The 24,729-nt window shown below is 71.6% G+C and carries 27 protein-coding genes and 1 tRNA gene; 13 read left to right on the top strand and 15 right to left on the bottom strand.

Annotated elements, in window-relative coordinates; translation table 11 throughout:
• Positions 1-305: 305 nt before the first annotated feature.
• Together FV226_RS11080 and FV226_RS11075 are read right to left on the bottom strand one after the other, a co-directional pair.
• Entirely contained in the window at positions 306-1,475 is a 1,170-nt protein-coding gene (locus FV226_RS11080; protein ID WP_147762931.1) for a 2'-deoxycytidine 5'-triphosphate deaminase, read from the bottom strand.
• 54 nt (positions 1,476-1,529) lie between these two features.
• Positions 1,530-2,006: a hypothetical protein gene (locus FV226_RS11075; RefSeq protein ID WP_187278730.1), complete on the bottom strand. Its 477-nt coding sequence runs from the start codon at positions 2,004-2,006 to the stop codon at positions 1,530-1,532.
• Positions 2,007-2,167: 161 nt separating this feature from the next.
• On the opposite strand from FV226_RS11075, the gene apaG reads away from it, so the two are divergent.
• Genes apaG through speG form a run of 3 tightly spaced genes read left to right on the top strand, consistent with a single transcriptional unit; the run spans position 2,168 to position 4,340 of the window.
• Positions 2,168-2,560 carry a Co2+/Mg2+ efflux protein ApaG gene (gene apaG, locus FV226_RS11070; RefSeq protein ID WP_147751976.1) on the top strand — a complete coding sequence of 131 codons (393 nt, stop codon included), beginning with the start codon at positions 2,168-2,170 and terminating at the stop codon, positions 2,558-2,560.
• A 47-nt stretch (positions 2,561-2,607) separates the two neighbouring features.
• Entirely contained in the window at positions 2,608-3,777 is a 1,170-nt protein-coding gene (argE, locus tag FV226_RS11065) for an acetylornithine deacetylase (protein WP_147762930.1), read from the top strand.
• Entirely contained in the window at positions 3,774-4,340 is a 567-nt protein-coding gene (gene speG / locus FV226_RS11060) for a spermidine N1-acetyltransferase (RefSeq protein ID WP_147751978.1), read from the top strand. Before argE ends, speG begins: the two co-directional genes overlap by 4 nt.
• Before the next feature lie 58 nt (positions 4,341-4,398).
• On the opposite strand, the gene FV226_RS11055 is transcribed toward speG, so the two are convergent.
• The 6 genes from FV226_RS11055 to FV226_RS11030 form a co-directional block, all read right to left on the bottom strand.
• Positions 4,399-5,574: a hypothetical protein gene (locus tag FV226_RS11055; protein WP_147762929.1), complete on the bottom strand. Its 1,176-nt coding sequence runs from the start codon at positions 5,572-5,574 to the stop codon at positions 4,399-4,401.
• 151 nt (positions 5,575-5,725) lie between these two features.
• Entirely contained in the window at positions 5,726-6,748 is a 1,023-nt protein-coding gene (locus FV226_RS11050) for an Hsp33 family molecular chaperone (protein ID WP_147762928.1), read from the bottom strand.
• 93 nt (positions 6,749-6,841) lie between these two features.
• Positions 6,842-7,309: a GNAT family N-acetyltransferase gene (locus FV226_RS11045; RefSeq protein WP_246685361.1), complete on the bottom strand. Its 468-nt coding sequence runs from the start codon at positions 7,307-7,309 to the stop codon at positions 6,842-6,844.
• Between the two features lie 17 nt (positions 7,310-7,326).
• Entirely contained in the window at positions 7,327-7,623 is a 297-nt protein-coding gene (locus FV226_RS11040) for a DUF1778 domain-containing protein (RefSeq protein WP_147762926.1), read from the bottom strand.
• A 124-nt stretch (positions 7,624-7,747) separates the two neighbouring features.
• The gene (argF, locus tag FV226_RS11035; RefSeq protein WP_147751983.1) at positions 7,748-8,722 is read right to left on the bottom strand and encodes an ornithine carbamoyltransferase; all 975 of its coding nucleotides are present in this window, start codon (positions 8,720-8,722) and stop codon (positions 7,748-7,750) included.
• 70 nt (positions 8,723-8,792) lie between these two features.
• A complete protein-coding gene (locus tag FV226_RS11030; RefSeq protein WP_147762925.1) occupies positions 8,793-9,986 on the bottom strand; it encodes an aspartate aminotransferase family protein in 1,194 nt (397 codons plus the stop codon).
• Positions 9,987-10,289: 303 nt separating this feature from the next.
• On the opposite strand from FV226_RS11030, the gene FV226_RS11025 reads away from it, so the two are divergent.
• Together FV226_RS11025 and FV226_RS11020 are read left to right on the top strand one after the other, a co-directional pair.
• Positions 10,290-10,763, top strand: a complete 474-nt coding sequence (locus tag FV226_RS11025; RefSeq protein WP_147751985.1) for a RidA family protein — start codon at positions 10,290-10,292, stop codon at positions 10,761-10,763.
• The gene (locus tag FV226_RS11020) at positions 10,763-11,509 is read left to right on the top strand and encodes a glycerophosphodiester phosphodiesterase family protein (protein ID WP_147762924.1); all 747 of its coding nucleotides are present in this window, start codon (positions 10,763-10,765) and stop codon (positions 11,507-11,509) included. Before FV226_RS11025 ends, FV226_RS11020 begins: the two co-directional genes overlap by 1 nt.
• A gap of 16 nt (positions 11,510-11,525) precedes the next feature.
• Here the strand turns inward: FV226_RS11020 and FV226_RS11015 are convergent, their stop codons facing one another.
• Together FV226_RS11015 and FV226_RS11010 are read right to left on the bottom strand one after the other, a co-directional pair.
• Complete coding sequence (locus FV226_RS11015) at positions 11,526-11,861, bottom strand: HigA family addiction module antitoxin (RefSeq protein WP_147762923.1); 336 nt, start codon at positions 11,859-11,861, stop codon at positions 11,526-11,528.
• 10 nt (positions 11,862-11,871) lie between these two features.
• The gene (locus tag FV226_RS11010) at positions 11,872-12,129 is read right to left on the bottom strand and encodes a type II toxin-antitoxin system RelE/ParE family toxin (protein WP_348644098.1); all 258 of its coding nucleotides are present in this window, start codon (positions 12,127-12,129) and stop codon (positions 11,872-11,874) included.
• A gap of 178 nt (positions 12,130-12,307) precedes the next feature.
• On the opposite strand from FV226_RS11010, the gene FV226_RS11005 reads away from it, so the two are divergent.
• The 4 genes from FV226_RS11005 (at position 12,308) to FV226_RS10990 (ending at position 15,810) form a co-directional block, all read left to right on the top strand.
• Positions 12,308-13,534 carry a GNAT family N-acetyltransferase gene (locus FV226_RS11005; RefSeq protein ID WP_147762922.1) on the top strand — a complete coding sequence of 409 codons (1,227 nt, stop codon included), beginning with the start codon at positions 12,308-12,310 and terminating at the stop codon, positions 13,532-13,534.
• Positions 13,535-13,539: 5 nt separating this feature from the next.
• Positions 13,540-14,700: a M20 aminoacylase family protein gene (locus FV226_RS11000; RefSeq protein WP_147751989.1), complete on the top strand. Its 1,161-nt coding sequence runs from the start codon at positions 13,540-13,542 to the stop codon at positions 14,698-14,700.
• The gene (locus FV226_RS10995) at positions 14,700-15,185 is read left to right on the top strand and encodes a glutathione peroxidase (RefSeq protein ID WP_147751990.1); all 486 of its coding nucleotides are present in this window, start codon (positions 14,700-14,702) and stop codon (positions 15,183-15,185) included. Before FV226_RS11000 ends, FV226_RS10995 begins: the two co-directional genes overlap by 1 nt.
• A 145-nt stretch (positions 15,186-15,330) precedes the next feature.
• Positions 15,331-15,810 carry an Lrp/AsnC ligand binding domain-containing protein gene (locus FV226_RS10990; RefSeq protein WP_147751991.1) on the top strand — a complete coding sequence of 160 codons (480 nt, stop codon included), beginning with the start codon at positions 15,331-15,333 and terminating at the stop codon, positions 15,808-15,810.
• 40 nt (positions 15,811-15,850) lie between these two features.
• Here FV226_RS10990 and FV226_RS10985 read toward each other — a convergent pair whose 3' ends face one another.
• Both FV226_RS10985 and FV226_RS10980 read right to left on the bottom strand, forming a co-directional pair.
• Complete coding sequence (locus tag FV226_RS10985; protein WP_246685360.1) at positions 15,851-16,372, bottom strand: phospholipase A2 family protein; 522 nt, start codon at positions 16,370-16,372, stop codon at positions 15,851-15,853.
• A 548-nt stretch (positions 16,373-16,920) separates the two neighbouring features.
• A tRNA-Ala gene (locus FV226_RS10980) sits at positions 16,921-16,996 on the bottom strand.
• Between the two features lie 119 nt (positions 16,997-17,115).
• Between FV226_RS10980 and FV226_RS10975 the strand changes: the two genes are divergently transcribed.
• Together FV226_RS10975 and FV226_RS10970 are read left to right on the top strand one after the other, a co-directional pair.
• Positions 17,116-17,418: a YggT family protein gene (locus tag FV226_RS10975; protein ID WP_147751992.1), complete on the top strand. Its 303-nt coding sequence runs from the start codon at positions 17,116-17,118 to the stop codon at positions 17,416-17,418.
• Between the two features lie 98 nt (positions 17,419-17,516).
• Complete coding sequence (locus FV226_RS10970; protein ID WP_147762921.1) at positions 17,517-18,560, top strand: MaoC family dehydratase; 1,044 nt, start codon at positions 17,517-17,519, stop codon at positions 18,558-18,560.
• Between the two features lie 49 nt (positions 18,561-18,609).
• On the opposite strand, the gene FV226_RS10965 is transcribed toward FV226_RS10970, so the two are convergent.
• The 3 genes from FV226_RS10965 to FV226_RS10955 form a co-directional block, all read right to left on the bottom strand.
• Complete coding sequence (locus FV226_RS10965) at positions 18,610-19,410, bottom strand: TSUP family transporter (protein ID WP_147762920.1); 801 nt, start codon at positions 19,408-19,410, stop codon at positions 18,610-18,612.
• Positions 19,411-19,523: 113 nt separating this feature from the next.
• Positions 19,524-21,668 (bottom strand): bifunctional diguanylate cyclase/phosphodiesterase, encoded by a 2,145-nt coding sequence (locus FV226_RS10960; protein WP_147762919.1) that lies wholly within the window; start codon positions 21,666-21,668, stop codon positions 19,524-19,526.
• Positions 21,669-21,828: 160 nt separating this feature from the next.
• Positions 21,829-22,392 (bottom strand): L,D-transpeptidase, encoded by a 564-nt coding sequence (locus FV226_RS10955; protein WP_147754314.1) that lies wholly within the window; start codon positions 22,390-22,392, stop codon positions 21,829-21,831.
• A gap of 254 nt (positions 22,393-22,646) precedes the next feature.
• Between FV226_RS10955 and FV226_RS10950 the strand changes: the two genes are divergently transcribed.
• Positions 22,647-23,078: a hypothetical protein gene (locus FV226_RS10950; protein WP_147762918.1), complete on the top strand. Its 432-nt coding sequence runs from the start codon at positions 22,647-22,649 to the stop codon at positions 23,076-23,078.
• Between the two features lie 249 nt (positions 23,079-23,327).
• A complete protein-coding gene (locus FV226_RS10945) occupies positions 23,328-24,707 on the top strand; it encodes an efflux RND transporter periplasmic adaptor subunit (protein WP_147762948.1) in 1,380 nt (459 codons plus the stop codon).
• The last annotated feature ends 22 nt before the right edge of the window (positions 24,708-24,729 follow it).

The following is a 24,729-nucleotide window of genomic DNA, read 5'->3' as shown; positions in this document are numbered from 1 at the left end:
AAGCCACCGCGAAATCGGAGCTTTTTCGCGCGCCGTCCCACGGACAAGTCGCACGGCTCGGCGGGTTCGGTGCGCCGTTACACGAACAGGGGGCGTCGAAGCGGGCGCCGCGACTTCCGGATGCAGATGCCGACCGGGATGGCTACGCGATCTTGCCCATCAACGCGATCGTCCAGCACTCCAGCATCCTGGGTTCGTCGGCGGCGGTAATGTGATCTGGATCGACCGTGCCGCGGGCACGCCCGTGGCCGGCTCGGACTCCGCGCGAGGATTGCGGTGGCCGGGTCACTCAAGGCCGCGCCGCCTCAGGCGAAGTGCTTCGACAGCTTCAGCCCTTGCGCCTGGTAGTTCGAGCCGGCGCCGGCGCCGTAGAGCATCCGCGGCACCGCCTCCATGCGCTCGTAGACGAGGCGGCCGACGATCTGGCCGTCCTCGAGCAGGAACGGCACGTCGCGCGAGCGCACCTCCAGCACCGCGCGCGCGCCGGTTCCGCCGGCGCCGGCATAGCCGAAGCCGGGATCGAAGAAGCCGGCGTAGTGGACCCGGAACTCGCCCACCAGCGGGTCGAACGGGACCATCTCGGCGGCGTGGTCGGGCGGCACCTGCACCGATTCCTTCGAGGCCAGGATGTAGAACTGGCCGGGATCGAGGATCAGCGAGCCCGAGCCGTCGGCCGGCAGCGGCTCCCAGAACTCGGCCGCCGCATGGCGCCCGGGGGCGTCCACGTCCACGAGGCCGGTATGGCGCTTGGCCCGGTAGCCGATGAGCCCGTCGAATCCGGCGAGGTCCACGGAGACGGCGACGCCGCCGTGGAAGGACGGCGCCGCCGCGGTGACGAGCGGCGAGCGCGCGTGCAGCGCGACGAGCTCGTCGTCGCGCAGCCGCACCGTGCCGCGGCGGAAGCGGATCTGCGACAGGCGCGAGCCGGTGCGGACCAGGACCGGGAAGGTGCGCGGCGAGATCTCGGCGTAGAGCGGCCCGCGATAGCCGGCCTCGACCTGGTCGAACGCCTCCGCCCGGTCGGTGATGACGCGGGTGAACACGTCGATCCGACCGGTCGAGCTCTTCGGGTTGGCCGCCGCCGCGAGGGTCTCGGGCAGGGCCAGGGATTCCTGCAGCTCGGCGATGTAGACGCAGCCGGTCTCCAGCACCGCGCCGGGCCGCAGGTCGATCTCGTGGAACGAAAGGCGCGCGACGCAGGCCGAGACCGCGCGGGACGCGCCCGGCAGGAAGCTGGTGCGCACGCGCCAGGCCCGCGCCCCGAGGCGCAGGTCGAGGCTCGCGGGCTGGATCTGGTCGGCGGCGAAGGGGGAAGGCGTCAGGATGCCGCCCGCCTGCGCCAGGGCGGCGATGCCCTCGGCCGACAGGATGCCGTCGCGCGGCGCTCCGGGTGCCGCCGCGGCGCCCTGCCCCGCAGAAGAAGCGTTCCCGGCTGAAGGGCTTGTCCCGGCAGCCGGGCTCGGCGTCGTGCTCATGTCTCTCGCGCGCCCCGTCCGGCCGTCACCATCGGCCGTTTTCGGGCAAAGCGCCTAACGCCGGCTTAAAGGAGGCTCGGCCGGCGCCGGGCACGGCTCGCCCGGTTCCTCGCCGGGCAGGGCGAGGACGATCCGGATCAGGGCGAGCCGGGCCAGCGCGCCGATCGCGATCAGGCCGGCGAGCGCGCTCGCGAGCACCGGGACCGCGCGCGGCAACAGCAGCAACGCGGCCCCGCCGGCGAGGAGGCCGAAGGCGCCGCCGACGCCGAGCACCAGGGAGGGCAGGCCGGAAAGCCGCGGATCGGGGCCTGTCCGTCTTGCGATCCGGGCCGCCGCGATCCGGGCCCCGCCGTCGAGGATCAGCGCCGCCGCGAGCGCCGCCGCGGGTGGCAGGTTCGTGCCGGGATCGCGCCAGGCGAGGAAGCCCGCGAGCGCCAGGAGCGCCGTCCAGGCGGCGCCGTGCGCGAGCGCGGTCAGCGAGGGCCGCACGTCCCCGAACCGCCTCAGGCGGCCCGTCAAACCCTCGACCATGCCGGCCCTGCCCCTGCCGCCGCCGCGACGTACTTCAACGCGATTGACGGGAATTCTCCCGGCAACTACCACGATGAAAGTCGCATCGAAAAGCGGCTTCGAGCCGTCTAGACCCGAGCTAGACCGAACTCGGTCGCCGCTGAAGAGGGCAATTAGGGACGATGTACAAGGCCGAGACGCGCGGAATCAGCGTGACCGTCAATCCGCGCTTCGTCGAGGAGGAATCCTCGCCGGGCGAAAGCCGGTACTTCTTCGCCTACACCGTCGAGATCGTGAACAACGGCGCCGAGCAGGTGCAGCTCCGCTCGCGCCATTGGCGCATCATCGACGGGCGCGGCGACTGCCAGGAGGTGCGTGGCGCCGGCGTCGTCGGCAAGCAGCCGGTGCTGGAGCCGGGCGAGTCGTTCTGCTACACCAGCGGCTGCCCGCTCACCACGCCGGACGGGCTGATGGCCGGCAGCTACACCATGGCCACGGTCGCGGGCGAGAGCTTCGAGGCCGAGATCCCGGCCTTCTCCCTCGACAGCCCGCATATCCGCCGCAGCCTGCACTGATCGGTTTCGGGCCGGCGCCCGGGGCCGGCCGCCCAAGGACACGACCGATGCCCGGTTCCGGCGAGCGGATGACCCCGCTCGACATCCTCGCCCACCTCGTCGCCTTCGACACCGAGAGTTCCAAGCCGAACCTCGCCCTGATCGACTGGGTCGCCGCCTACCTCGACGGCTGGGGCGTCCCCTATTCCCGCATCCCGAACGCCGCCGGCGACCGCGCCGCGCTCTTCGCCACGATCGGCCCGCCGGTCGACGGCGGCGTCGTGCTGTCGGGGCACACCGACGTCGTCCCCGTCGTAGGCCAAGCCTGGACCGCCGACCCGTTCACCCTGCGCGTCGCCGACGGCCGGGCCTACGGCCGCGGCGCGGTCGACATGAAGGGCTTCTGCGCCACCGCCCTGGCCCTGGTGCCGGACTACCTCGCCGCCGACCTGAAACGCCCGATCCACATCCTGCTGTCCTACGACGAGGAGACCACCTGCCTCGGCGTGATGGACGCGATCGCCCGCTTCGGCCTCGACCTGCCGCGGCCGGGCGCGGTGATCGTCGGCGAGCCGACCGACCTCGAGGTCGCCGACGCGCACAAGAGCATCGTCACCTTCCACACCACGGTGCACGGCCACGAGGCGCATTCGGCCAAGCCGATGCTGGGCGCCAACGCCGTGATGGCGGCCTGCGACCTCGTCTCCGGGCTCAACGCCATCGCCGACCGGATGATCGCGCGCGGCGACGCGTCGGGCCGGTTCGATCCGCCCGCCACCACCGTGCATGTCGGCACGATCCACGGCGGCACCGCCCGCAACATCCTGCCGAAGGAATGCGCCTTCCACTGGGAGTTCCGCGGCCTGCCCGACCTCGACATGGCCGAGATCCCGCGCCTGTTCCAGGCCAAGGCCGAGGCGGTGACCCGCGAGCGCCTGAACCGCTACGGCCCCTTCGGCCGGATCGAGACCGTCGAGGAGATCGCGATCCCCGGCCTCCTGCCCGATCCGGGCTCGGAGGCCGAGCGGCTGGCGCTGCGGATGGCCAACCGCAACCGCACCGTGTCGATGCCCTACGCCACGGAAGCCGGGCGCTTCCAGCAGGGGGGCATCCCGACGGTGGTCTGCGGGCCGGGCTCGATCGACCAGGCGCACCAGCCCGACGAGTTCATCACCCTGGCGGCGCTGAGGGACGGGGAGGCGTTCCTGCGCCGGCTGATCGAGGCCTGCGCCGCATGAACGAGACCGTTCCCGACAGGGTCAAGCTCCGCCCGCTGGAGCGCGAGGACCTGATGTTCGTGCATCAGCTCAACAACAACGACAGCATCATGCGCTACTGGTTCGAGGAGGCCTACGAGTCCTTCGCCGAGCTGGCGCAGCTCTACGAGCGCAACATCCACAACCAGACCGAGCGGCGCTTCATCATCGCGACGCTGCACGGCCAGCCGGCGGGCCTCGTCGAGCTCGTCGAGATCAACCACCTGCACCGGCGCTGCGAGTTCCAGATCGCGATCCACCCCGGGTTCCAGGGCCGGGGCTTCGCCCGCCAGGCGACCCGGATCGCGATGGACTACGCCTTCAGCGTGCTCAACATCCACAAGCTCTACCTGCACGTCGACAAGGACAACGCCCGCGCCGTGCGGATCTACGAGAGCTGCGGCTTCCGGCCCGAGGGCATCCTGCGGGACGAGTTCTTCATGAACGGCCGCTACCGGGACGCCGTGCGGATGTGCCTGTTCCAGCCGGAATACCTGGCCGGCCGCCATGCCGTCGACATCGCCGAGCCGGTGCTCAGGAACTGACGGCGCAACGGAACGGGGAGGCGGCGTCGCCCCCTCCCCGCTCGTGAGGCGAGCCCGATCAGTTGCGACCGTCGCGCCCACCGCCGCGGGTGCCCGGGGTGCCGCGCTCGGACGCGCCGCCGGTCATGCCGGCATCGCGCCCGCCCTGACCGCTCATCTGGCGGCCACCGTCACGGCCGCCCGTGCGCTCGGAGGCGTTGCGGATGCCGCCCTTGTCCTGGCCGCCCCGCAGGTCTTGGCCAGCCCGCAGGTCTTGGCCGCCCCGCAAGTCCTGGCCGTTGCGCCCCCCCTGGCCGCCCCGCAGGTCGGCGTTGCGCTCGGATCCCCGGTCGGCGTTGCGCTCGCCCGCGTTGCGGCGGTCGGCGTTGCGGAAGCCGCGGTCGTCGCGGGTCTCGGTCCGGGCGGAGCGGGTCCGCACGTCGACGCGGTCCCGACCGCGGAAGTCGGCCGCGACGCGGCCGCCGCGGCGCTCGGTCGTGGTCACGCTGAGGCGGCGGTACTCGGGCGATCCGTAGAGCACCCGCTGCCCGCGGATGGTCACGTAGCGCACGCGCGGCCCGGATTCGCGGACGCTCACGAGGCGACGGTACTCGGGCGAGCCGTAGAGGACGCGGTGGCCGCGGATGGTGACGGTGCGGACCCGCGTGCCGCCCCGGCGCTCGACGGTGACGAGCCGGCGGTACTCGGGCGAGCCGTAGACCACGCGCTGGCCGCCGACGAACACGAACCGTCCTTCCCGGCGGAAGCCGCCGCCGGCCCGCTCGGAGCGGATGTCGGTGCGGGTCTCCCGGCGCTCGCTGCGCGTGTCGCGCTCGGCGCGGTCGCGGCGCATCCCATCGCGGTTGCCGCCGCGAGCTTCCACCCGATCCGCGTCGCGGCGGTCTTCGCGGCCGGCCGCCTGACGGTCGGCGCCTTGCCGATCAGACCCTTGCCGGTCGGCGCCCTGACGATCGACGCCTTGGCGGTCGACGCCTTGGCGATCGGCCCGTCCGGCCTGCATCCCGTTCTCGCGGCCGCCGGCCCCGTTCCCGGCGGCGGTGTTCCGGCTCTCACCCCGCGTCTCCGACATCCGGCCGCCGGCCGTCGCGCCGGCGCCGCCCGTGTTGCCGCCGGCATCCATCGATCCGGTATTCGCGCGGCCCGTCCCGGCGCCGGCCGCGTTTCCGGCCGCGCCCTGGGCGTAGACGGACGTGCTGAACAGCAGGGCTGCGAGCCCGATGGCGACTCTCTTCATGATGCTTCCTCCGGCGTTCTTGCGACGTTGTTGGAAGCATCGAAACGCCGAAGGTTCGAAAACAGTTTCATCGCCGGAGACTGATTTTTATAAACCGATGTTCAGTCTATCCGTGGATCAAGCTTGGCCGTGAACCGGACAGGGTTCGGTTCTACTGCTTCGGCGTCTCGGCCACCTCCGCCTCGACCTCGGCCGGGTCGAGGTCGTAGCGGCGCGAGCAGAACTCGCAGGTGATCACGACGCGGCCGTCGTCGGCGATCATCTCGCGGCGTTCCTCGGGCGAGAACGAGCGGATCATGCCCATCACCCGCTCGCGCGAGCAGCGGCACTGCTCGTGCACGCCTTGCGCGTCGAACACCCGCACGCCGCGCTCGTGGAACAGCCGGTAGAGCAGCCGCTCGCTCGAGACCGCCGGGTCGACGAGCTCGTGGTCCTCAACGGTGCCGACGAGGGCGCGCGCCTCGACCCAGGCGTCGTCCTCCCGGGTGCCGTGCTCGTCGAGGTGGACGCGGCCCTCCGGGATGTCGCCCGGCGGCAGGTCGGCGAGCCGCGCCCGGTCGATCGATTGGGGGAGGAACTGCACCAGCAGCCCGCCGGCGCGCCAGCGGCTCTGCCCGTCCTCGAAGGCTTCGGCCACGGCGAGCCGCACCTCGGTCGGGATCTGCTCGGACTGGCGGAAGTACTGGTGCGCGGCCTCCTCCAGGCTCTGCCCCTCCAGCGCGACCACGCCCTGGTAGCGGCTGGCGGCCGAGCCCTGGTCGATGGTCATGGCCAGATGCCCCTGCCCGATCAGCTCGGCGGCCTTGTGCGGGCCGGCGCCGAGGGCGGCGATGGCGTCCGCCTCGAACCGCGCGGTGGCGCGCAGGCGGTCGGGCGCCTCGAAGTCGACGACGATCATCCCGACCGGGCCGTCGGTCTTGGTCTGGAGCTGGAACCGGCCCTCGAACTTCAGGGACGAGCCGAGGAGCACGGTCAGCGCCGCCGCCTCGCCGAGCAGGCGCGCCACCGCATCCGGGTAGCCGTGCCGCCGCAGGATCGTGTCGACGGAGGGCCCGAGCCGGACGACGCGCCCGCGCACATCGAGCGCCTCGACCGCGAACGGCAGCACGCAGTCGTCGGCGCCGTCGTGACCGTTGCCTTCGTTGATCGGGGTTGTGTCGTGTCCGGCGGTCATGGTCTCAACTCGGTCCTGGAAGCGGTCTGCCTGCACGTATTTGGCCTGCAAGCGTTCGGCTTGGAAGCGTTCGGCTTAGAAGCGTTCGGGTCGTCATCGTCCGCCGGTCAGCGCGCCGATCGGCAGGAACAGGGTGCGCGAGCGGTCGGGGAATTCGAGGAACTCCGCCTGCCTGCGGTAGAATGCGAGCGCCTGGTCGTCGAGCGCATGGATCAGGACGGCGCCGATCCCGATCACCTCGGCCGCGTTGGCGATCCGGCGCAGCGCATCGGCCAGGAGGTCGGCCCTGAGCCCACGGCCGGCCCAACGCTGGTCCACGGCCAGCCGGCCCAGGATCGAGACCGGGATCGGCTCCGGCGCGTTGCGTCGAATCCGCCCCGGGGCATCCTCCCGCGCGACCGTCCCCGCGGAGATGCAGTAATACCCCACCACCGCGCCGTCCGCACAGACCACATAAGTCCGGGCGAACCGGTCCTCGCTGCGGCGTGCCTGCCGCTTCAGCCAATCGTCGAGCACCGGCCGGCCGCAGGAGAATCCATCCAGGGCGTGCTCCGGACCCAAGGGAACCGGCGGCCCGATCAGCGCTCCCAGGCGAGATTCCTCCCCATGAGCGCGCTCAGCCTCGGCCTTTCGGCCGGCGGTGCGTCGAGGGCCGCGACGAACGCGGCGTGGCGCGCGTCGTCGAGGACGAACAGGCGCTGATCGAGCAGCACGTCGATGGCGTGATGGCGCGCGGTGTCGATCATGAACTCGGTCCGCGTCTTGCCGAGCACCGAGGCGGCGTCGTCGATCAGGTCCCGCGTCTCGGCTTCGATGCGCAGGTTGATCGTCGTCCCGCGCCGCGCCGGGACGTTGCTCAGGCCGTCGATGCTCAAGGCGGTCGCCTTCTACGTCTCGTCGGGGGCGTCTTGGAGCCTGAACGTATACACGATGTTCATACGGTCAAGGCCCGCGACCCGTCCGGCCGCTGCGTCCGATCGGCCGCCCGTTCGCGACCCGCTACAGGCCGTTCGCCCGCATGCACCACGCCAGGATGCCCTTCTGGGCGTGGAGGCGGTTCTCCGCCTCGTCGAACACCACCGATTGCGGGCCGTCCATCACCTCGGCGGTGACCTCCTCGCCGCGATGGGCGGGCAGGCAGTGCATGAACACCGCGTCCTTGGCGGCGGCCCGCATCAGCGCGCCGTTCACCTGATAGGGGTTGAGCAGGTTGTGGCGGTGAGCCTCGTCCTCGTCGCCCATCGAGACCCAGCAATCGGTCACGACCGCGTCGGCCCCCTCGACCGCGGCGAAGGCGTCGGCGGTGACGTTGACGCGGGCGCCCTCGGCGCGCGCCCAGGCCATCAGCGCCGGCGGCGGCGCCAGCTCGGGCGGGCAGGCGACGTTGAGGGTGAAGTCGAAGCGCGCGGCCGCGTGCGCCCAGCTCGTCAGCACGTTGTTGGCGTCGCCCGACCACGCCACCGTGCGGCCCTGGATCGGCCCGCGATGCTCCTCGAAGGTCAGCACGTCGGCCATGATCTGGCACGGATGCGAGAGTTTGGTCAGCGCGTTGATCACCGGCACCGTGGCGTTCTCGGCCAGCTCCAGCATCAGCGCGTGATCCAGGATGCGGATCATGATCGCGTCGACGAAGCGGGAGAGCACCTGCGCGGTGTCGCCGATGGTCTCGCCGCGGCCGAGCTGCATCTCGGAGCCCGTCAGCATCAACGTCTCGCCGCCGAGCTCGCGCATCGCCACGTCGAAGGAGACGCGGGTGCGGGTCGAAGGCCGGTCGAACACCATCGCGAGGTTCTTGCCGGCGAGCGGGCGGTCGGCGGCGACTTCGCCCTTGCGGCGGCGCCCCTTGATCGCGGCCGCGGCGTCGAGCACCCGGCGGAGGTCGGCGCCGGAGAAGTCCGACAGGTCGAGGAAGTGGCGGGGCGCGCTCGCGCCGGTCGTGGGGCCGCTGGTCCGGCCGTTCAGGGGGGCAGTCATCTCAACACATCATGTCCGGGTTCGGTCGGCGGCTCCGCCTTCGGGAGCCGGGATCAGCATCACGTCGGCATCACTCGGCGGCGCCGCGCATCGCGGCCGTGAACGCCGCCGCCGTGACTTCGAGGCGTGCGACCGCCTCGGAGACGTCGGCCTCGGTGACGATCAGCGGCGGCAGCAGGCGGACCACGTTGTCGCCCGCCGGGATCACCAGCAGGTGCTCGGCGCGGGCGGCCGCAGCGAACTCGGTGTTGGGCACGGCGAGCTTGAGCCCGAGCATCAGCCCCTCGCCGCGGATCTCGGTGACGACGTGCGGGTAGCGGTCGGGCAGCGCCCCGAGCTTCTGCTTCAGGACCAGCGCGACGCGCTGGACGTGGTCGAGGAAGCCGTCGCCCAGCACCACGTCGAGCACGGCGTTGCCGACGGCCATGGCGAGCGGGTTGCCGCCGAAGGTGGTGCCGTGGCTGCCGGCGACCATGCCGCGGGCGGCCTCGCGGGTCGCCAGGCACAGGCCCAGCGGGAAGCCGCCGCCGATGCCCTTGGCCGCGCTCATGATGTCGGGCGCGGCGCCGGACCACTCGTGCGCGAACAGGAGGCCGGTGCGGCCGACGCCGGTCTGGACCTCGTCCATGATCAGCATCAGGCCGTGCTCGTCGCAGAGCGCGCGCAGGCCCCGCAGGCATTGCGGCGGCACCGGGCGGACGCCGCCCTCCCCCTGGATCGGCTCGATCATCACGGCCGCCGTCTCGGGGCCGATCGCGGCGCGCAGCGCCTCGTGGTCGCCGAAGGGCACCTGGTCGAACCCGTCGACCTTCGGGCCGAAGCCCTCGATGTACTTCTGCTGGCCGCCGGCGGCCAGCGTCGCCAGCGTGCGCCCGTGGAACGCGCCCTCGAAGGTGATGATGCGGTAGCGCTCGGGGTGCCCGCCGGCGGCGTGGTACTTCCGCGCCATCTTGATCGCGGCCTCGTTGGCCTCGGCGCCCGAATTGCAGAAGAACGCCACGTCGGCGAAGCTCGCGTCGACCAGACGCTGCCCGAGGCGCTCGCCGTCGGGGATCTCGAACAGGTTCGAGGTGTGCCAGAGCTTCTGCGCCTGGGTGGTCAGGGCCTCGACGAGGTGCGGGTGGGCGTGGCCCAGCGCGTTCACCGCGATGCCGGCGCCGAAATCGAGGTATCGCTCGCCCCCGCGCGCCACCAGCCATGCGCCCTCGCCACGCTCGAAGGCGATGGGGGCCCGGGCATAGGTCGGCAGAAGGGCGGATGTCACGATCCCGTCTCCGTGTCGGCGGGCCGGGTGAAGACCCGGCGTTGTCAGGCTGCGTGCAGGACCTGTGCCCTGCGTGCAAAAACGAAAGTGCCGCCTCGTCACCGGGGCGGCACGCGCGCGATTACTAAGAAACGCGGCCGCGCTGTCAATGAGAGGGCCGGGTGTCGTGGCGGACATGCCTGTAAAACGGGCGTCGTTTGCCGGCTCGACTCCACGCTGCCTCCGAGAAGTGCCTTGCGTGCCGGCCGCGGCCCGTGCTCCAGAGCCGGTGCATCGCCGACAACGGACACGCGGAGCCCTTTCATGAGCACGGTCAAGGAACGCCTCGAGAGCCTCGGGCTCACCCTGCCGAAGGCGGCGGCGCCGGTCGCGAACTACGTGCCCTTCGTGCGCAGCGGCAACCTCGTGGTGGTTTCGGGCCAGATCTGCTTCGGGGCGGACGGCAAGCTCGGCGCGGGCCATGTCGGCAAGCTCGGCGCCGAGGTCTCGGCCGAGGACGGGATCGCCGCGGCCAGGCTCTGCGCGCTCAACGTGCTGGCGCAGGTCGAGGCGGCGGTGGGCGACCTCGAGCGCGGGGTCGTGCAATGCGTCCGGCTCGGCGGCTTCATCAACTGCGTGCCGAGCTTCTCCGGCATCGCCGGCATCATGAACGGCGCCTCCGACCTGATGGTCGCGGTGCTCGGCGACCGCGGCCGTCACGCCCGCTCCACGGTCGGGGTCGCGGAACTGCCCCTCGACGCCGCCGTCGAGGTCGAGGCGATGTTCGAGGTGCGGTGATGGAACTCGGCTGGCTCGTCGCGCGGCCGATCGCCCATCGCGGCCTGCACGACCGCGCGGCGGGCCGGCCCGAGAACACGATCGCCGCCGCCCGCGCGGCGATCGCGGGCAACTACGCCATCGAGTGCGACGTGCAGATCAGCGCCGACGGCGAGGCGATGGTCTTCCACGACGCGGCCCTGGGGCGGCTGGCGGGCGTCGCCGACCCCGTCGCCGCGATGCGGGCCGCCGACCTTCGCGGCCTCTCGGTCGCGGGCACGACTGAGACGATCCCGACGCTGCCGGACTTCCTCGCCGAGATCGCCGGGCGGACCCCGCTCGTCGTCGAGATCAAGTCGTCCACTTCCGGCGACCTGACCCTGACCCGCCGCGTCGCGGAGGTGCTGAGCGCCTACGCCGGGCCGGTCGCGGTGAAGTCCTTCGATCCGGAGGTGGTCGCGGCCTTGCGCGGCCTGGTGCCCGACGCGGTCCCGCGCGGCATCGTCGGCGAGACGAACCAGGACGACCCGGCCTACGCCGCCCTCACCGATTCGGCACGCCGCCGGCTCTCGGACCTGCTGCACATCGAGGAGACCCGGCCCGACTTCGTGTCCTGGCGGGTCGACGACCTGCCCTGCGCCGCGACGCACCTCGCCCGCGTGCTCGGGCACCTGCCGGTGATGGCCTGGACGGTGCGCACCGAGGCCCAGCGCCGCCTCGCACAGGCGCATGCCGACCAGATGGTGTTCGAGGGGTTTTCGGCCTGAACGCCCGGCTCCGGCCTTAGGCGGCCTCGCGCGGAAGCGGCTTGATCAGCGCCAGGGCGTCACCCGCCCGCGCTGCTGCGACCTCGATGTCGTAGCGGATCTGCAGGCCGAGCCAGAGCTGCGCCGAGGTCCCGAAATAGCGTCCGAGCCGGAGCGCGGTGTCGGCGGTGATCCCGATCTCCTCGCGGACGATCCGTTCGATCCGCGTGCGGGGTACGCCGCAGGCCTTCGCCACCGCGTAGGGCGTCAGGCCGAGGGGAGCCAGAAACTCCTCGCGCAGCACCTCGCCGGGGTGAAGCGGGGGCAGCGTCTGCACGATCTCCAAGGCGGCGATCTCCAAGGCGTCATTCATCGACGGGTCCTCAGTGATAATCGACGATTTCGACATCCGCCGGGCCATGTTCGGTCCAGCGGAAGCAGATTCGATACTGGTCGTCGATCCGGATCGCATGCTGTCCGATGCGGTCATGGGTCAGAGGGTGAAGCCGATCGCCGGGCGGCGCTTGCAAGTCGTTCAGGTCGGCCGCCTGATCGAGGACGGCGAGCTTGCGTCGCGCCGCGGGAAAGATCGCGGCGGGGAACCCCTTCGGCCGGCTGCCGCGATGGACCGCCTCGGTCACGCGATCTGCGAAGCTCTGGATCAGAGCCGGCCCCCTGGTGCATCCTACCTCAGGATAACGCAAAGGATGGTATCACTGAGTGTTACCAAGAGGCAAGCGAGCCGCCCTGCCCCCCGCTGCGACGGCGGGATGCGCGGCGCCGCCTTGTCCCCCCTGCCCTTCGGGCTAGATTGTCGCCATGGAAAAACCCGGCGCTCCGCACGAGCCTGAGACCTCCGAGACCGTCCTCAAGGTCCGCGCGCTGGCCGGCCTGAAGGAGATCGGGGCGGCGGCCTGGGACGCCTGCGCCACCTCGGCCGAGACGCTGGGCGCGGGCGACGAGACCCACAACCCCTTCGTCAGCCACGCCTTCCTTTCGGCGCTGGAGGATTCCGGTTGCGTCTCGCGGCGGACCGGCTGGTTGCCGCTGCACGTGGCGGTCGAGCGCGACGACGCACTGCTCGGTGTCGTGCCGTGCTATCTGAAGTCCCACAGCCAGGGCGAATACATCTTCGACCACGGCTGGGCCGACGCCTTCGAGCGGGCCGGCGGCAGCTACTATCCGAAGCTGCAGGTGAGCGTGCCGTTCACCCCCGTCACCGGTCCGCGCTTCCTGATCGCGCCCGGCGCCGACGTGGACGTCGCGACTTCCGCCCTGGTGGCGGGCCTGCGGGCGCTGCGGTCCGAGACCAAGGCCTCCTCGATCCACGTCACCTTCATGCAGGAGCCGGAATGGGAGCGGGCGGGTGCGGCCGGCTTCCTCCAGCGCACCGACCAGCAGTTCCATTGGGAGAACGCCGGCTACGCGACCTTCGACGACTTCCTCGCCGCGCTCGCCTCGCGCAAGCGCAAGAGCATCAAGCGCGAGCGGCGCGACGCGTTGTCCTCCGGCATCACGATCGAGCACCTGACCGGGGCCGACCTCACCGAGGCGCATTGGGACGCCTTCTACGAATTCTACACCGACACCGGCGCGCGCAAATGGGGCCGGCCCTACCTCAACCGGCGCTTCTTCACGCTCCTGTCCGAGCGGATGCCGGAGCGCGTCCTGCTGATCCTGGCCAAGCGCGAGGGCCGCTACGTCGCCGGCGCGATCAACCTGATCGGCGACGTCGCCCTCTACGGCCGGAACTGGGGCTGCATCGAGGAGCACCCGTTCCTGCATTTCGAGGTCTGCTACTACCAGGCGATCGACTTCGCGATCGCGCGGGGCCTGAAGCGGGTCGAGGCCGGGGCGCAGGGCGAGCACAAGCTCGCGCGCGGCTACCGGCCGGTGCTGATGCACTCCGCGCACGACATTGCCGACCCTTCGTTGCGTCGCGCGGTGGCCGACTACTTGCAGCGCGAGCGCGCCCATGTCGAAGCTATGGTGGACGAACTCGACACCCTGACGCCGTTCCGACGGTCCAGCCCGGAAGAGTCTTGAAGCGCATGAGTCCGATCGATCGCATCACCACCTACGCCGACGAGTTGACGGCGCTCCGCCGCGACCTCCACGCCCATCCCGAGATCGGCTTCGAGGAGGTGCGCACCTCCGGCATCGTCGCCGACCTGCTCGAAGGCTTCGGCATCGAGGTCCACCGCAACGTCGGCGGCACCGGCGTCGTCGGCATCCTGAAGGGCCGCAGCGACAACGGCCGCCGCATCGGCCTGCGCGCCGACATGGACGCCCTGCCGATCGAGGAGGAGACCAACCTCCCCTACCGCTCGACCATCCCCGGCAAGATGCACGCCTGCGGGCATGACGGCCACACCACCATGCTCGTCGGCGCCGCCCGCTACCTCGCCGAGACCCGCGACTTCGACGGCACGGCGGTGTTCGTGTTCCAGCCCGCCGAAGAGGGCCTGGGCGGCGCCCGCGCCATGCTCGCCGACGGGCTGTTCACGCGCTTCCCCTGCGACGAGATCTACGGGCTGCACAACCAGCCGAGCGGCCCGCACGGGACGATCAAGCTGCGGCCCGGCCCGATCATGGCGGCGGCCGACTTCTTCGACATCCACGTCAAGGGCCGCGGCATCCACGCGGCGCAGCCCCACAGCGGCATCGACCCGATCGTGGTCGCCACCGCCCTCGCCCAGGCGCTGCAGTCGATCGTCTCGCGCAACGCCGACCCGCTGAAGTCGATCGTGCTGTCGATCACCCGGTTCGAGGCCGGCTCGGCCTACAACGTCATCCCCGACACCGCGCACATGGCCGGCACGATCCGCACCTTCGATCGCGACTTGCGCAAGCTCGCGGGCGACCGGATGCGGGAACTCGCCAAGGGCTACGGCGCGGCCTACGGCGCCGAGATCACGGTCGACATCCAGGACAAGTTCTCGGTGCTGGAGAACGCCGCCGACCAGACGCAAGCTGCGATCGAGACCGCGACCGAGCTGTTCGGGCCCGAGCGGGTCGACCTGAACTCGAGCCCGAAGATGGGCAGCGAGGACTTCGCCGACATGGCGATGGCGGTGCCGGGCGCCTACGCCTGGATCGGCGCCTCGCCCGGGGCCGGCCTGCACAACCCGAGCTACAATTTCGACGACACGATCATCCCGATCGGCGCCGCCTTCCTCGCCCGCCTCGTCGAGCGGCGGACCGCGGCCTGATGGCGACGCTGTTCGATTTCACCCCGAAGGCCGCCGACGGCACCCCGCATCCGCTGGCCCAATATCGCGGCAAGGTCGTGCTCGTCGTCAACACCGCCTCGAAATGCGGGTTCACCCCGCAATACGAGGGGCTGGAGGCCTTATGGAAGACGCATCGCGAGGCCGGGCTCGTGGTGCTCGGGTTCCCCTGCAACCAGTTCGGCGCGCAGGAGCCGGGAAACGCCACCGAGATCGCCCAGTTCTGCAGCCTGACCTACGACGTGAGCTTCCCGCTGCTGGCGAAGGTCGAGGTCAACGGGGCTGGCGCCGACCCGGTCTACCAGCATCTCAAGGGCGAGAAGCCGGGCCTCCTCGGCACGGCCGGCATCAAGTGGAACTTCACGAAGTTCCTCGTCGGCCGCGACGGCCGTGTGGTCGGCCGCTATCCGCCGACCGCCAAGCCCGCCTCCCTCGAGCGCGACATCGCCGCCGCGCTGGCCGCCTGAGACGCTTGCGCATCGCAACGGCCTCGGCCGTTGCGATGCGCCTCAGGCCTTTCGGAAGGTGCTCTCGCCGGTGGCGCGCGCCTTGCCGCCGTGTTCCTCTGGTCGCCGGAAGATGGCGCTCGGCGGATGGTGAGGCGGCAGGTTCGTGAAAGATTCGTCCACCGACGCAGGGCTCGACCGCATCGACTTGAAGATCCTGCGCCTGCTTCAGGCGGACGGGCGGATGGGCAACGCCGAGATCGCCAAGCGCGTGAACACCAGCGCGGCGACCTGCCACCGCCGGACGCAGCGGCTGTTCGCCGACGGCTACGTCACGTCGGTCCGCGCCGAGGTCGCGCCGAGCAAGGTCGGCCTCGGCGCCCTGGTGATCGTCGGCGTGGTGCTCGACCGCTCCACGCCGGAGAGCTTCGCGGCCTTCGAGGCGGCGGCCCGCGCCATGCCGACGGTGCTCGACTGCCACCTGGTGGCGGGCGACTTCGACTACTTCCTGAAGATCCGGGTGCGCGACATGGCGGACTTCAACCGCCTGCACAGCAGCACCCTGATCGCGCTTCCCGGCGTGCGCCAGACGCGAACGTTCTTCGTGATGAAGGAGGTCGTCGACAACGCGCCGCTGGCCTTGTGACCCAGTGCGGAAGGCCGCACCGTCGCAGGGCGGGGCCGCGTCAGGGCGCCCGGCAATTCATCGCGTCGGCGGCCTCGACGACGCTCAGGGCGCGCCGCCGGACCTCGAGCGTGACCTCCGGTTGCTCCGACACCGCCGTCGCCTCCCGCTTCAACGCCTGGTCGCAGGCGCACGAGCGGTGCCCGGCCGCATCGTAGCAGGCGTCGTGGCGTTGGCAGGCGGCGTCGAGGGCGTCGGTCGGCGGCAGGTCGACACCGCGCTGGCCCGCGCCGCAATAGTTGCCGTGGAACAGCGCCTTGCCCGTGAGCACGTTCGCGAGGTCGCCTTTCGGCGGGGACGGCTCTTCCGCCCTACCGCCCGGGTTGAGGTCGTTCGCCGGGCCGCCGGACTTGCTCGCGGACCCGCGCAGCGCCTTGGGGATGCCCGATTGCGCGTCGGGCTCTCCGAGCCCTTCCCCGGTGCGGGAGTTCGGATCGGACAGGTCCGGCAAGGGCGGCGGCGGTCCCGGCCTCACGGCCTCGGTGTCTGCCGAGTCCGGCGCCTCCTCGACCGTCTGCGCCACGGCACCTTGAGCCAGGCACCCAGCCAAAAATAGGGACAGGGCGATCGCAATCCGAATTCTCAAATTCGTCTCCCCTGGAACCAGGCGAAGTCGTCGATCATCGCGGCCCGCCCGATCGAATTCGGACGTGACGGAACGGCCCCGGCATCGCGGCCTTTGCAATCGACGATGGTCCTTCCCGAAGCGTGGGTAGAACGCCGACCCAATACGGCGAAGGCGGCGAAAGCGTTCCAAAGGGTCCGTCGCCAAGCCGCAGCGCCGCCACCTCGGAGAGGGCAGTCGCGGTCGATCGACGGTGACGACACGACGAGGGTGAGGTGCTGCGCGCCCGACCGGACCCGCATCTCGAACGACGCGATGAACGGTCTCCAGCCCGGCACCGGTCGCGCGACCAGGCCGCCGCGATCCAGCCGACCGGAATACCGCTCAGCCGGCGCGAGCCGCGAGGATCGACGATGATGAAATCTGGGAGCGTCGGGTCTCAACCCGCTGTCACGGCAGCCTTATCGACGCCGGACCTTGCCGTGTGGACATCCACCAGAAAAGCCTGGTGGAGCTGAGCGGGATCGAACCGCTGACCTCCGCAGTGCGATTGCGGCGCTCTCCCATCTGAGCTACAGCCCCGTCCAAGGCGCCGGCCTTTTAGGCCGGCGCCGATCGAACTGTCAATTCCCGATTCCCGCTGCCGTCGCGTCGCCGTCCCCGGTGTCCCGCGCGGGCGCACGAGGACACGTGTTTCGCGCATGAATTCCTTGATCTGGCTCTTCGACACCGTCGTCCAGCTCTTCATCTACGTCCTCATCGCCAGCGCGATCCTCAGCTGGCTCGTCGCCTTCAACGTGGTCAACGTGCGCAACCCGATCGTCTCGCAGATCGGCGAGGTGCTCTACCGGATCACGGAGCCGGTGCTGCGGCCGATCCGCAACCTGCTGCCGAACCTCGGCGGCGTCGACATCTCGCCGATCATCCTGATCCTGCTGCTGCTGTTCGTGAGCCGCCTGCTGCACGAATTCGTGCCGGCCGACCCCTACGTCTACGCCCGATAAGGCCGGCGCGCGGACGCCGCCCCCGCCCGCGATCCGGCGCCCGGCGCGCCGGACGAGACCTCTGAACGACGCGCCCGGCCGCGGAGACACCAGAACCCATGAAGACCAATCCCGGCCGCTTCTTCGAGGATTACCGCCTCGGCGAGACCATCCGCCACGCCACGCCCCGCACGGTGACCACCGGCGACGTCGCGCTCTACACCGCCCTCTACGGCCCGCGCTTCGCGGTGCAGTCGTCGGACGCGTTCGCGCAAGGCATCGGCTACCCGAAGAGCCCGCTGGACGACCTGCTGACCTTCCACGTGGTGTTCGGCAAGACCGTGCCGGACATCTCGCTCAACGCGCTGGCCAACCTCGGCTACGCCGAGGGCGGGTTCCGCCGCCCGGTCTATCCCGGCGAGACCCTGTCCACCGTCTCCGAAGTGATCGGTCTCAAGGAGAGCTCGAACCGCCAGACCGGCGTGGTCTACGTGCGCTCGACCGGCTCGGACGCCGAGGGCGAGACCGTGCTGAGCTATTGCCGCTGGGTGCTGGTGCGCAAGCGCGACCCGGAGGCCGCGATCGCCGAGGAGCACGTGCCGAGCTTCGCCAAGGTCGTCGACCCGGCCGACCTCGCGGGCGCCCTGCCGCCCCTCGACGTCTCGGCCTACGACCTCGACCTCGCCGGCAGCCCGCATCGCTTCTCCGATTACGCGGTGGGCGAGAAGATCGACCACGTCGACGGCATGACGGTGGAGGAGGCCGAGCACCAGATCGCCACGCGCCTCTACCAGAACACGGCCAAGGTGCATTTCGACGCCCTGAGCGGCAAGGAGACCCGCTTCGGCCGGCGCCTGATCTATGGCGGCCATGTCATCTCGCTCGCCCGCGCGCTCAGCTTCAACGGGCTCGCCAACGCCTTCGCCCTCGCCGGCATCAACGCCGGCCGGCATGTGGCGCCGCTGTTTGCCGGCGACACGGTCTACGCCTGGAGCGAGGTGCTCGACACCGCCGAGACCGGGCGCGGCGACGTCGGGCTGCTGCGGCTGCGCACGGTCGCCACCAAGAACCAGCCCTGCGCCGCCCATCCCGGCCGCGAGGGCGACGGCTACCACCCGAGCGTCATCCTCGACCTCGACTACTGGGCCTTCATGCCGAAGTGACAGCCCGCGTAGCGCGCCCGTTGGGGCGCGCCTTGCGGACGTCCGGTCCTCATCCGCCCAGCAGCCCCGCCAGCGCCACGCGCAAGGGGTTGGCGGGGTCGGACAGGAGGCGCACCGCCATCGCGCAGGCGATGGTCACCAGCAGCGGCCTGATCAGCCGGGCGCCCAGGCGAACCGCGAGCATCGAGCCGACCTGGGCGCCGAGATAGGCGCCGACGGCCATCACGATGCCGATCGGCCAGACCACGTGGCCGGCGAGCGCGAACAGACCGAGGCTTCCGAGGTTGCTCGCCGCGTTGGCGAGCTTGGTGTGCGCCGTCGCCTTCACGACGCCGAGGCCGAGCAGCGTGACGAAGCCCACCATGTAGAAGGCGCCGGCACCGGGGCCGAACACGCCGTCGTAGAAGCCGACCGCGGGGGCGAAGCCGAGGGCGAAGGCGGCCGGCGAGAGCCGCGCCGCCGCGTCGTCCTCGCGCATGCGGGCGCCGAAGGCGAAGTACAGCGCGATCCCGACGAGCAGCACGGGGACGCCAGCGTCGAGCACCGGGCGCGGCAACAGTCCGACGGACAGGGCGCCGAAGACCGAGCCCACGGCCGCCGCCACGGCGATCGGCCAGGCCTGGCGCCACACGATCAGCCGACGCCGGGCGAAGGCCAGGGTCGCCGAGCAGGCGCCGACGCTGCCCTGCAGCTTGTTCGTCGCCACGGCGCTCACCGGGTCGAGGCCGGCGAGGATCAGCGCCGGCACGGTGATCAGCCCGCCCCCGCCCGCGATGGCGTCGACGCCGCCCGCGAGCAGGGCCACGCCGAACATCGCGGCCAGCAGGCTCGGATCGAAGCTTCCCACCATGGTCTCCCGCCCTGCCCGAGCAGGACGGCGCCGCCGCGTGCCCGGCGCTTCAGGAGGCGCGGGCGCCGCCCCTGTCAAGCTTGGTGGAAGGTTGATGCCGAGCGTTGCGTCGCTCATGCGCTCCGCGCGAGAGTCCTGGCCGGGCCGGATTCAGCGAGGCGAAGCCCCAAAAGGTCGCCCGGTATCGGCCTGCCGTAGCGGTATCCTTGCGCGTAGCGGCAGCCCATGCCCATCAGCGCCGCCTCCTGCTCGGGCGTCTCGATCCCCTCGGCGATGACGATCAGGTCGAGGCTGCGGCCGATGTCGAGCACCGCCTTCACGATGGTCGCGTCGTGGGCGTCGTGGAGCACGTCGCGGACGAAGCCGCGGTCGATCTTCAGCTTGGTGAGCGGGAAGCTCTTGAGGGTCGAGAGCGAGGCGTAGCCGGTGCCGAAGTCGTCGAGCGCGATGCCGACCCCCAGCGCCCGCAGGCGCCGCAGCGGCTCCAGGGTCGCCGGGGCGTCGGCCAGCGCGATCATCTCCGTCACCTCCAGCTCCAGGATCTCCGGCGGCAGCCGGTGCCGGGCCAGCGCCTGGGTCACCACCTCGGCCAGGGTCCCGGCGCGGATCTGGGCGTCGAACAGGTTCACCGCGACGCCGATCCGCGGCAGGCCGGCCTTGCGCCACGCCGCGGCCTGGCGGCAGGCCTCGTCGAGGCACCATTGGCCGAAGCGGGTCGCCAGGGTGCTCGCCTCGATCGCCGGCAGGAACTCGGCCGGCGCGAGCAGCCCGCGTGTTGGGTGGTTCCAGCGGATCAGGGCCTCGACGCCCCGCAGGCGTCCGCTCGCGAGCTCGATCTGCGGCTGGTAGTGCAGCGCGACCTCGCCGGCGGCCAAGCCGTCGAGCAGCGCGTCCTGCAGGGCGCGCCGCTCCGTGGCCGCATCGCGCATCGCCGGGGTGAAGGCGCGGTAGCCGCGCGGGCCCGCGTGGCGGGCGCGATCGAGGGCGAGGTCGGCCGCCGCCATCAGCTCGGCGGCGTCGGCGCCGTCGCGGGGACCGTGCGCGGCGCCGATCCGCGCGCCGACATGCAGGACGTGGTGGCCGACGGTGACGGGCTCGGCGAGCGCGGCGAACAAGGCTTCGGCGCAGGCCTCGGTGCCGGCCTCGAGATCCGCCGCGCCGGGCGCGTCCGCAAGCAGGACGGCGAGCTCGTCCTCGCCGAGGCGGGCGAGGAGCGCCCCCGGCGGCAGGCGGCCGGCCAGCCGCACCACCAGCGCCTCCAGCAACGCCGCGCCGACGCCGGAGCCGAACCCGTCGGTCACCGCCCGCAGGCCGTCGACGCCGAGTGTCAGCAAGCCGACCGGCGAGCGGGCGGCGAGGCGGGAATCGATCTCCGCGGCGAGGCGCACCCGGTTCGGCAGGCCGGTGGCAGGGTCCTCGTGAGCGAGGCGGAGCAGGCGCGCGTTGCGGCGGCGGCGCTCCGAGATGTCGCGCATCACCGCGCCGACGCCCATCTCGGCGCCCTCGCCCCAGGCGCAGAGCGAGAGCTCGATCGGCACCTCGCTGCCGTCTGCGCGGAGCGCCGTCACCTCGACCGAGCGCCCGGCGAGCTTGGGCGTCCCGCCGGCGGTGAGCGCGCCCATGCCGGCGACGTGGTGCCCGCGCAGGCGCACGGGGACGATCGAGGCCACGTCCCGCCCGGCCAGCGCCCCCTGGGGATAGCCGAGCAGGGTCTCGCAGGCGGGGTTGGCGAAGGTGATGCGGCCGGCGGCGTCGGTGGTGATCAGCGCCGAGGCTGTGGCGGCGACGAACCCTTCCGAATCCCGCTGCGCCATCGTCCGCCGCCCCTGCGCCAGCACCGCGACGGCGAGGCCGGACAGCCGCGCGAGCCGCTGGCGGGCGCGGTCGGCCACGGGTGGGCGCGGTGCGGAATCGGCGAGGCAGAGCACGCCGAGGCAGCGGCCGTCGCCGTCGACGAGGGGCGCGCCGGCGAGGAAGCGGAACGCGCCCCTTTCCGCCGGCCCGGCACGCCATCGCAGATCGATCGCGGCGTCCGGCACGACGAGCACGTCGCCGCAGGCGATCACCCGGTCGCGGAAGGCTTCGAGGGCGCGCGCCTCCCCTGCCCCGATACCGATCGGCGGGCCGTCGCCGAGGATCGCGGCGACCGGCACGTCGAACAGGTCCGCGGCCAGGTCGAGCAGGCCACGCAGCGATGCTCCGCCCGGCGCCGTCCGCGTGTGGCGCGTCGTCCCTGAACCCGCTCGATCATCCGACATGCGCAACCGTGTCCCGGACGCCCGAACGGGCGCGGACGGCAGGATGTCGCGGCAAACGCTGTCAAAGGCTTAAAAATACAATCTTGGATTGCAATTTCGTAGTGGGATGACAGGAGTCGGCGGGGCGAAGCCGAATGCTTCGCCCCGCCGAAGCCAACCGTCAGTTGCGGACGATCACCTTGGTGCCGACGCGGACGCGGTCGTAGAGGTCGACCACGTCCTTGTTGGTCATGCGGATGCAGCCGGAGGAGACCGCGGCGCCCATGGTCTCGGGCTCGTTCGAGCCGTGGATGCGGTAGAGCGACGAGCCGAGATACATCGCGCGGGCGCCGAGCGGGTTGTCCTGGCCGCCGGCCATGAAGCGCGGCAGGTCCGGGCGGCGGGCGAGCATCTGCGACGGCGGCCGCCACGCGGGCCATTCCTTCTTCATCGTGACGCTCTTCTGGCCCGACCACGAGAAGCCCTCGCGCCCGACGCCCACGCCGTAGCGCACCGCCTCGCCGCCGCCGAGGACGTAGTAGAGCCGGCGTTGGCTGGTCGAAACAATGATGGTCCCGGGCTTCTCCGCGCCTTTCCAGGCCACGGTCTCCCGCGGGATCGCCTGGGTGCGGAAGATGTTCATGAAGTCGGCGACCGGCCCGGAATCCAACGGGCTCGCCTGCGCCGCCCCCGCTCCGAGGGCGAGGCCGGCCGCGAGGCAGAGCGTGGCGATGCGACGTGTCATGCGGATCTCCGAGGGTTCTTTCGATCCGCTGCCGGGTAGCTGGGCATTGCGGCAAGCGGCGGACGCGAAGCGCGGTGTCAGCCGAGAACGGTCCGCCTGTGGGATCGTCGCAACACCTGTCGCCGGTCGGGCGGCGCAAGCCGCCCCGCACTCGTACAGGTGGGGCGGAATTGGTTCCGCGAATTCCCGCCCCGAAGCCTGACAGAATGTCGCAGCCGCTTGTGATGCGCTGCGGCAGAGCTTTTATCGAAGGCGTGACACGCCTTCCCGACACCCATGCGCCGGCCCCGGCACCGGTCCTCGCGACCGTGCGCGGCCCGTTGCTGCTGCGGGCGATCGCCGGCGTCGTCGTCGCCGCGCTCCTGCTCGTCGTCGGCCTTCCGCGTGAGGCCGACATGCCGACGCCGTCGAGCCGCGTCGCATCCGCCTTCGTCCACGCGGCGGTGTCCCAGGCAGCGGTGTCCAAGGTGGCGGTGTCCAAGTCCGACGCCGTCCGCGCCCCGCTCCACGCGGTCGCGCCGAACGTCGCCGAAGCCGACGACTGGGCCGGACGGCCCGCCCTCGCCGATCCGCTGTCGCACCGCCTGCCCCGCCTCTCGGACGAGGCCGGCTTCCACCCGCGCGAAACCGGCCTCTTCCGGACCTGGGCGTCCGCGCCGCCGGACCGCCCGCCCCGGCGCGCCTGAGGGCGCACGGCCCGGCCATCGGCCCGGCCGTCGCGGGATCGCCAAGATGTCCTGCGACAGTGGGATTCTTAAGCCAGGCCTTTTGGCGCTGTCCGCGCGGCCCCCGAACCCAGCTGCGGGCGACCGTTCGACCGATCGGCACCACGCGCCACCGACACACGCCGGACGGCCGAGCCTCGTCTCCGCCCTCCCCGAGATGCGTTTCGCAGGAGCGACCCGACCTTGACCTTCTCTCGACCCGCCCGCCGGATGCGCCGTGCCTCGCTCGGCTTCGGGGTGTTCCTCGTCGCGCTGTCCGCCTGCAACCAGAAGCAGGCCTCGGCCCCCGTCCCGCTTCCCCCGCCCGAGGTCGGCATCGTCACGGTGGCGCCCCAGGCGATCCCCTACGTCCGCGACCTGCCCGGCCGCGTCGCGCCGATGCGGATCGCCGAGGTGCGCTCGCGCGTCTCCGGCCTCGTGGTGAGGCGGCTGTTCGAGCAGGGCAGCCAGGTCAAGGAGGGCGACGTCCTCTACAAGATCGACCCGGCGCCGTATCAGGTCGACCTGATGAGCGCCGAGGCCGCCCTGGCGCGCCAGGAGGCGGCCCTGGTGCTCGCCAACCAGCAGGCCGAGCGCCTGGAGACGCTGCTCACCCGCCAGTCGGCGAGCCAGGCGCAGTTCGACACCGCCTTCGCCGGCAAGAAGCAGGCGGAGGCCGAGGTCGCCGGCGCCCGCGCGACCCGCGACCGGGCCAAGCTCAACCTCGACTGGACCGACGTCCGCGCGCCGATCTCGGGCCGCATCGGCCGGGCGCTGCTCACCGAGGGCACCCTGATCGAGTCCGGCACCACCGGCGTGCTGGCCACGATCCAGCAGCTCGACCCGATCTACGTCGACATCACCCAGTCGGTCGGCGAGCTGAACAAGTTGCGGCGCGACCTCGCCAGCGGCGAACTCTCGCGGCTCGAGCGCGATTCGGCGAACGTCCACCTGATCATGGACGACGGCGCCCTCTACCCGATGGCGGGCCAGCTCCTGTTCTCGGACGTCACCGCCGACCCGAGCACCGGCCAGGTCACGCTGCGCGTGCAGATCCCCAACCCGCACGACGAGCTGTTTCCCGGCATGTACGTGCGCGCCCGGATCAAGCAGGGCATCGATTCCGACGCGATCGCGGTGCCGCAGCAGGCGATCCAGCGCACCAACGACGGCAAGGCCGAGGTCTGGGTCGTGAAGGAGGACGACCGGGTCGCGCTCCAGCCGGTCGAGGTCGGCCCGGTGGTCGGCACCAACTGGCTGATCCGCGACGGGCTCAAGGCCGGCGAGCGGGTGGTGACCGAGGGCTTTCAGAAGATCGTCGCGGGCCAGCAGGTCAAGCCGGTGGACAAGACCCCGCCGCACCCGACCGCCGAGGCGATGCCGCACGACGTCGACGAGGTCGCCGAGGCCGAGGCCAAGCTGGCCGAAGCCAAGATGAAGGAGGCGAAGGCCGCCGAGGCGCGGGCCGCGGAGGCCAAGGCGAGCGCCGCGAAGGCGAGCGCGACCAAGGCGTCGGACGGCAAGGCGTCGAACGGCAAGGCGTCGAACGGCAAGGCGTCGGACGGCAAGGCGTCGGACGGCAAGGCCGAAGCCGCCGCCAAGCCGCGGTAAGCAAGGCTCGGTAAGCAAGGCT

Source organism: Methylobacterium sp. WL12 (assembly GCF_008039475.1).
Taxonomy (GTDB): Bacteria; Pseudomonadota; Alphaproteobacteria; order Rhizobiales; family Beijerinckiaceae; genus Methylobacterium; species Methylobacterium cerastii.
This window is presented reverse-complemented; position numbering and strand designations above follow the sequence as displayed.

Coding starts and splice junctions, on each gene's coding strand:
- FV226_RS11080 (WP_147762931.1), bottom strand. CDS start 1,475: ATGAGCACGACGCCGAGCCCGGCTGCCGGGACAAGCCCTTCAGCCGGG.
- FV226_RS11075 (WP_187278730.1), bottom strand. CDS start 2,006: ATGGTCGAGGGTTTGACGGGCCGCCTGAGGCGGTTCGGGGACGTGCGG.
- apaG (WP_147751976.1), top strand. CDS start 2,168: ATGTACAAGGCCGAGACGCGCGGAATCAGCGTGACCGTCAATCCGCGC.
- argE (WP_147762930.1), top strand. CDS start 2,608: ATGCCCGGTTCCGGCGAGCGGATGACCCCGCTCGACATCCTCGCCCAC.
- speG (WP_147751978.1), top strand. CDS start 3,774: ATGAACGAGACCGTTCCCGACAGGGTCAAGCTCCGCCCGCTGGAGCGC.
- FV226_RS11055 (WP_147762929.1), bottom strand. CDS start 5,574: ATGAAGAGAGTCGCCATCGGGCTCGCAGCCCTGCTGTTCAGCACGTCC.
- FV226_RS11050 (WP_147762928.1), bottom strand. CDS start 6,748: ATGACCGCCGGACACGACACAACCCCGATCAACGAAGGCAACGGTCAC.
- argF (WP_147751983.1), bottom strand. CDS start 8,722: ATGACTGCCCCCCTGAACGGCCGGACCAGCGGCCCCACGACCGGCGCG.
- FV226_RS11025 (WP_147751985.1), top strand. CDS start 10,290: ATGAGCACGGTCAAGGAACGCCTCGAGAGCCTCGGGCTCACCCTGCCG.
- FV226_RS11020 (WP_147762924.1), top strand. CDS start 10,763: ATGGAACTCGGCTGGCTCGTCGCGCGGCCGATCGCCCATCGCGGCCTG.
- FV226_RS11015 (WP_147762923.1), bottom strand. CDS start 11,861: ATGAATGACGCCTTGGAGATCGCCGCCTTGGAGATCGTGCAGACGCTG.
- FV226_RS11005 (WP_147762922.1), top strand. CDS start 12,308: ATGGAAAAACCCGGCGCTCCGCACGAGCCTGAGACCTCCGAGACCGTC.
- FV226_RS11000 (WP_147751989.1), top strand. CDS start 13,540: ATGAGTCCGATCGATCGCATCACCACCTACGCCGACGAGTTGACGGCG.
- FV226_RS10995 (WP_147751990.1), top strand. CDS start 14,700: ATGGCGACGCTGTTCGATTTCACCCCGAAGGCCGCCGACGGCACCCCG.
- FV226_RS10975 (WP_147751992.1), top strand. CDS start 17,116: ATGAATTCCTTGATCTGGCTCTTCGACACCGTCGTCCAGCTCTTCATC.
- FV226_RS10970 (WP_147762921.1), top strand. CDS start 17,517: ATGAAGACCAATCCCGGCCGCTTCTTCGAGGATTACCGCCTCGGCGAG.
- FV226_RS10965 (WP_147762920.1), bottom strand. CDS start 19,410: ATGGTGGGAAGCTTCGATCCGAGCCTGCTGGCCGCGATGTTCGGCGTG.
- FV226_RS10960 (WP_147762919.1), bottom strand. CDS start 21,668: ATGTCGGATGATCGAGCGGGTTCAGGGACGACGCGCCACACGCGGACG.
- FV226_RS10955 (WP_147754314.1), bottom strand. CDS start 22,392: ATGACACGTCGCATCGCCACGCTCTGCCTCGCGGCCGGCCTCGCCCTC.
- FV226_RS10945 (WP_147762948.1), top strand. CDS start 23,328: ATGCGCCGTGCCTCGCTCGGCTTCGGGGTGTTCCTCGTCGCGCTGTCC.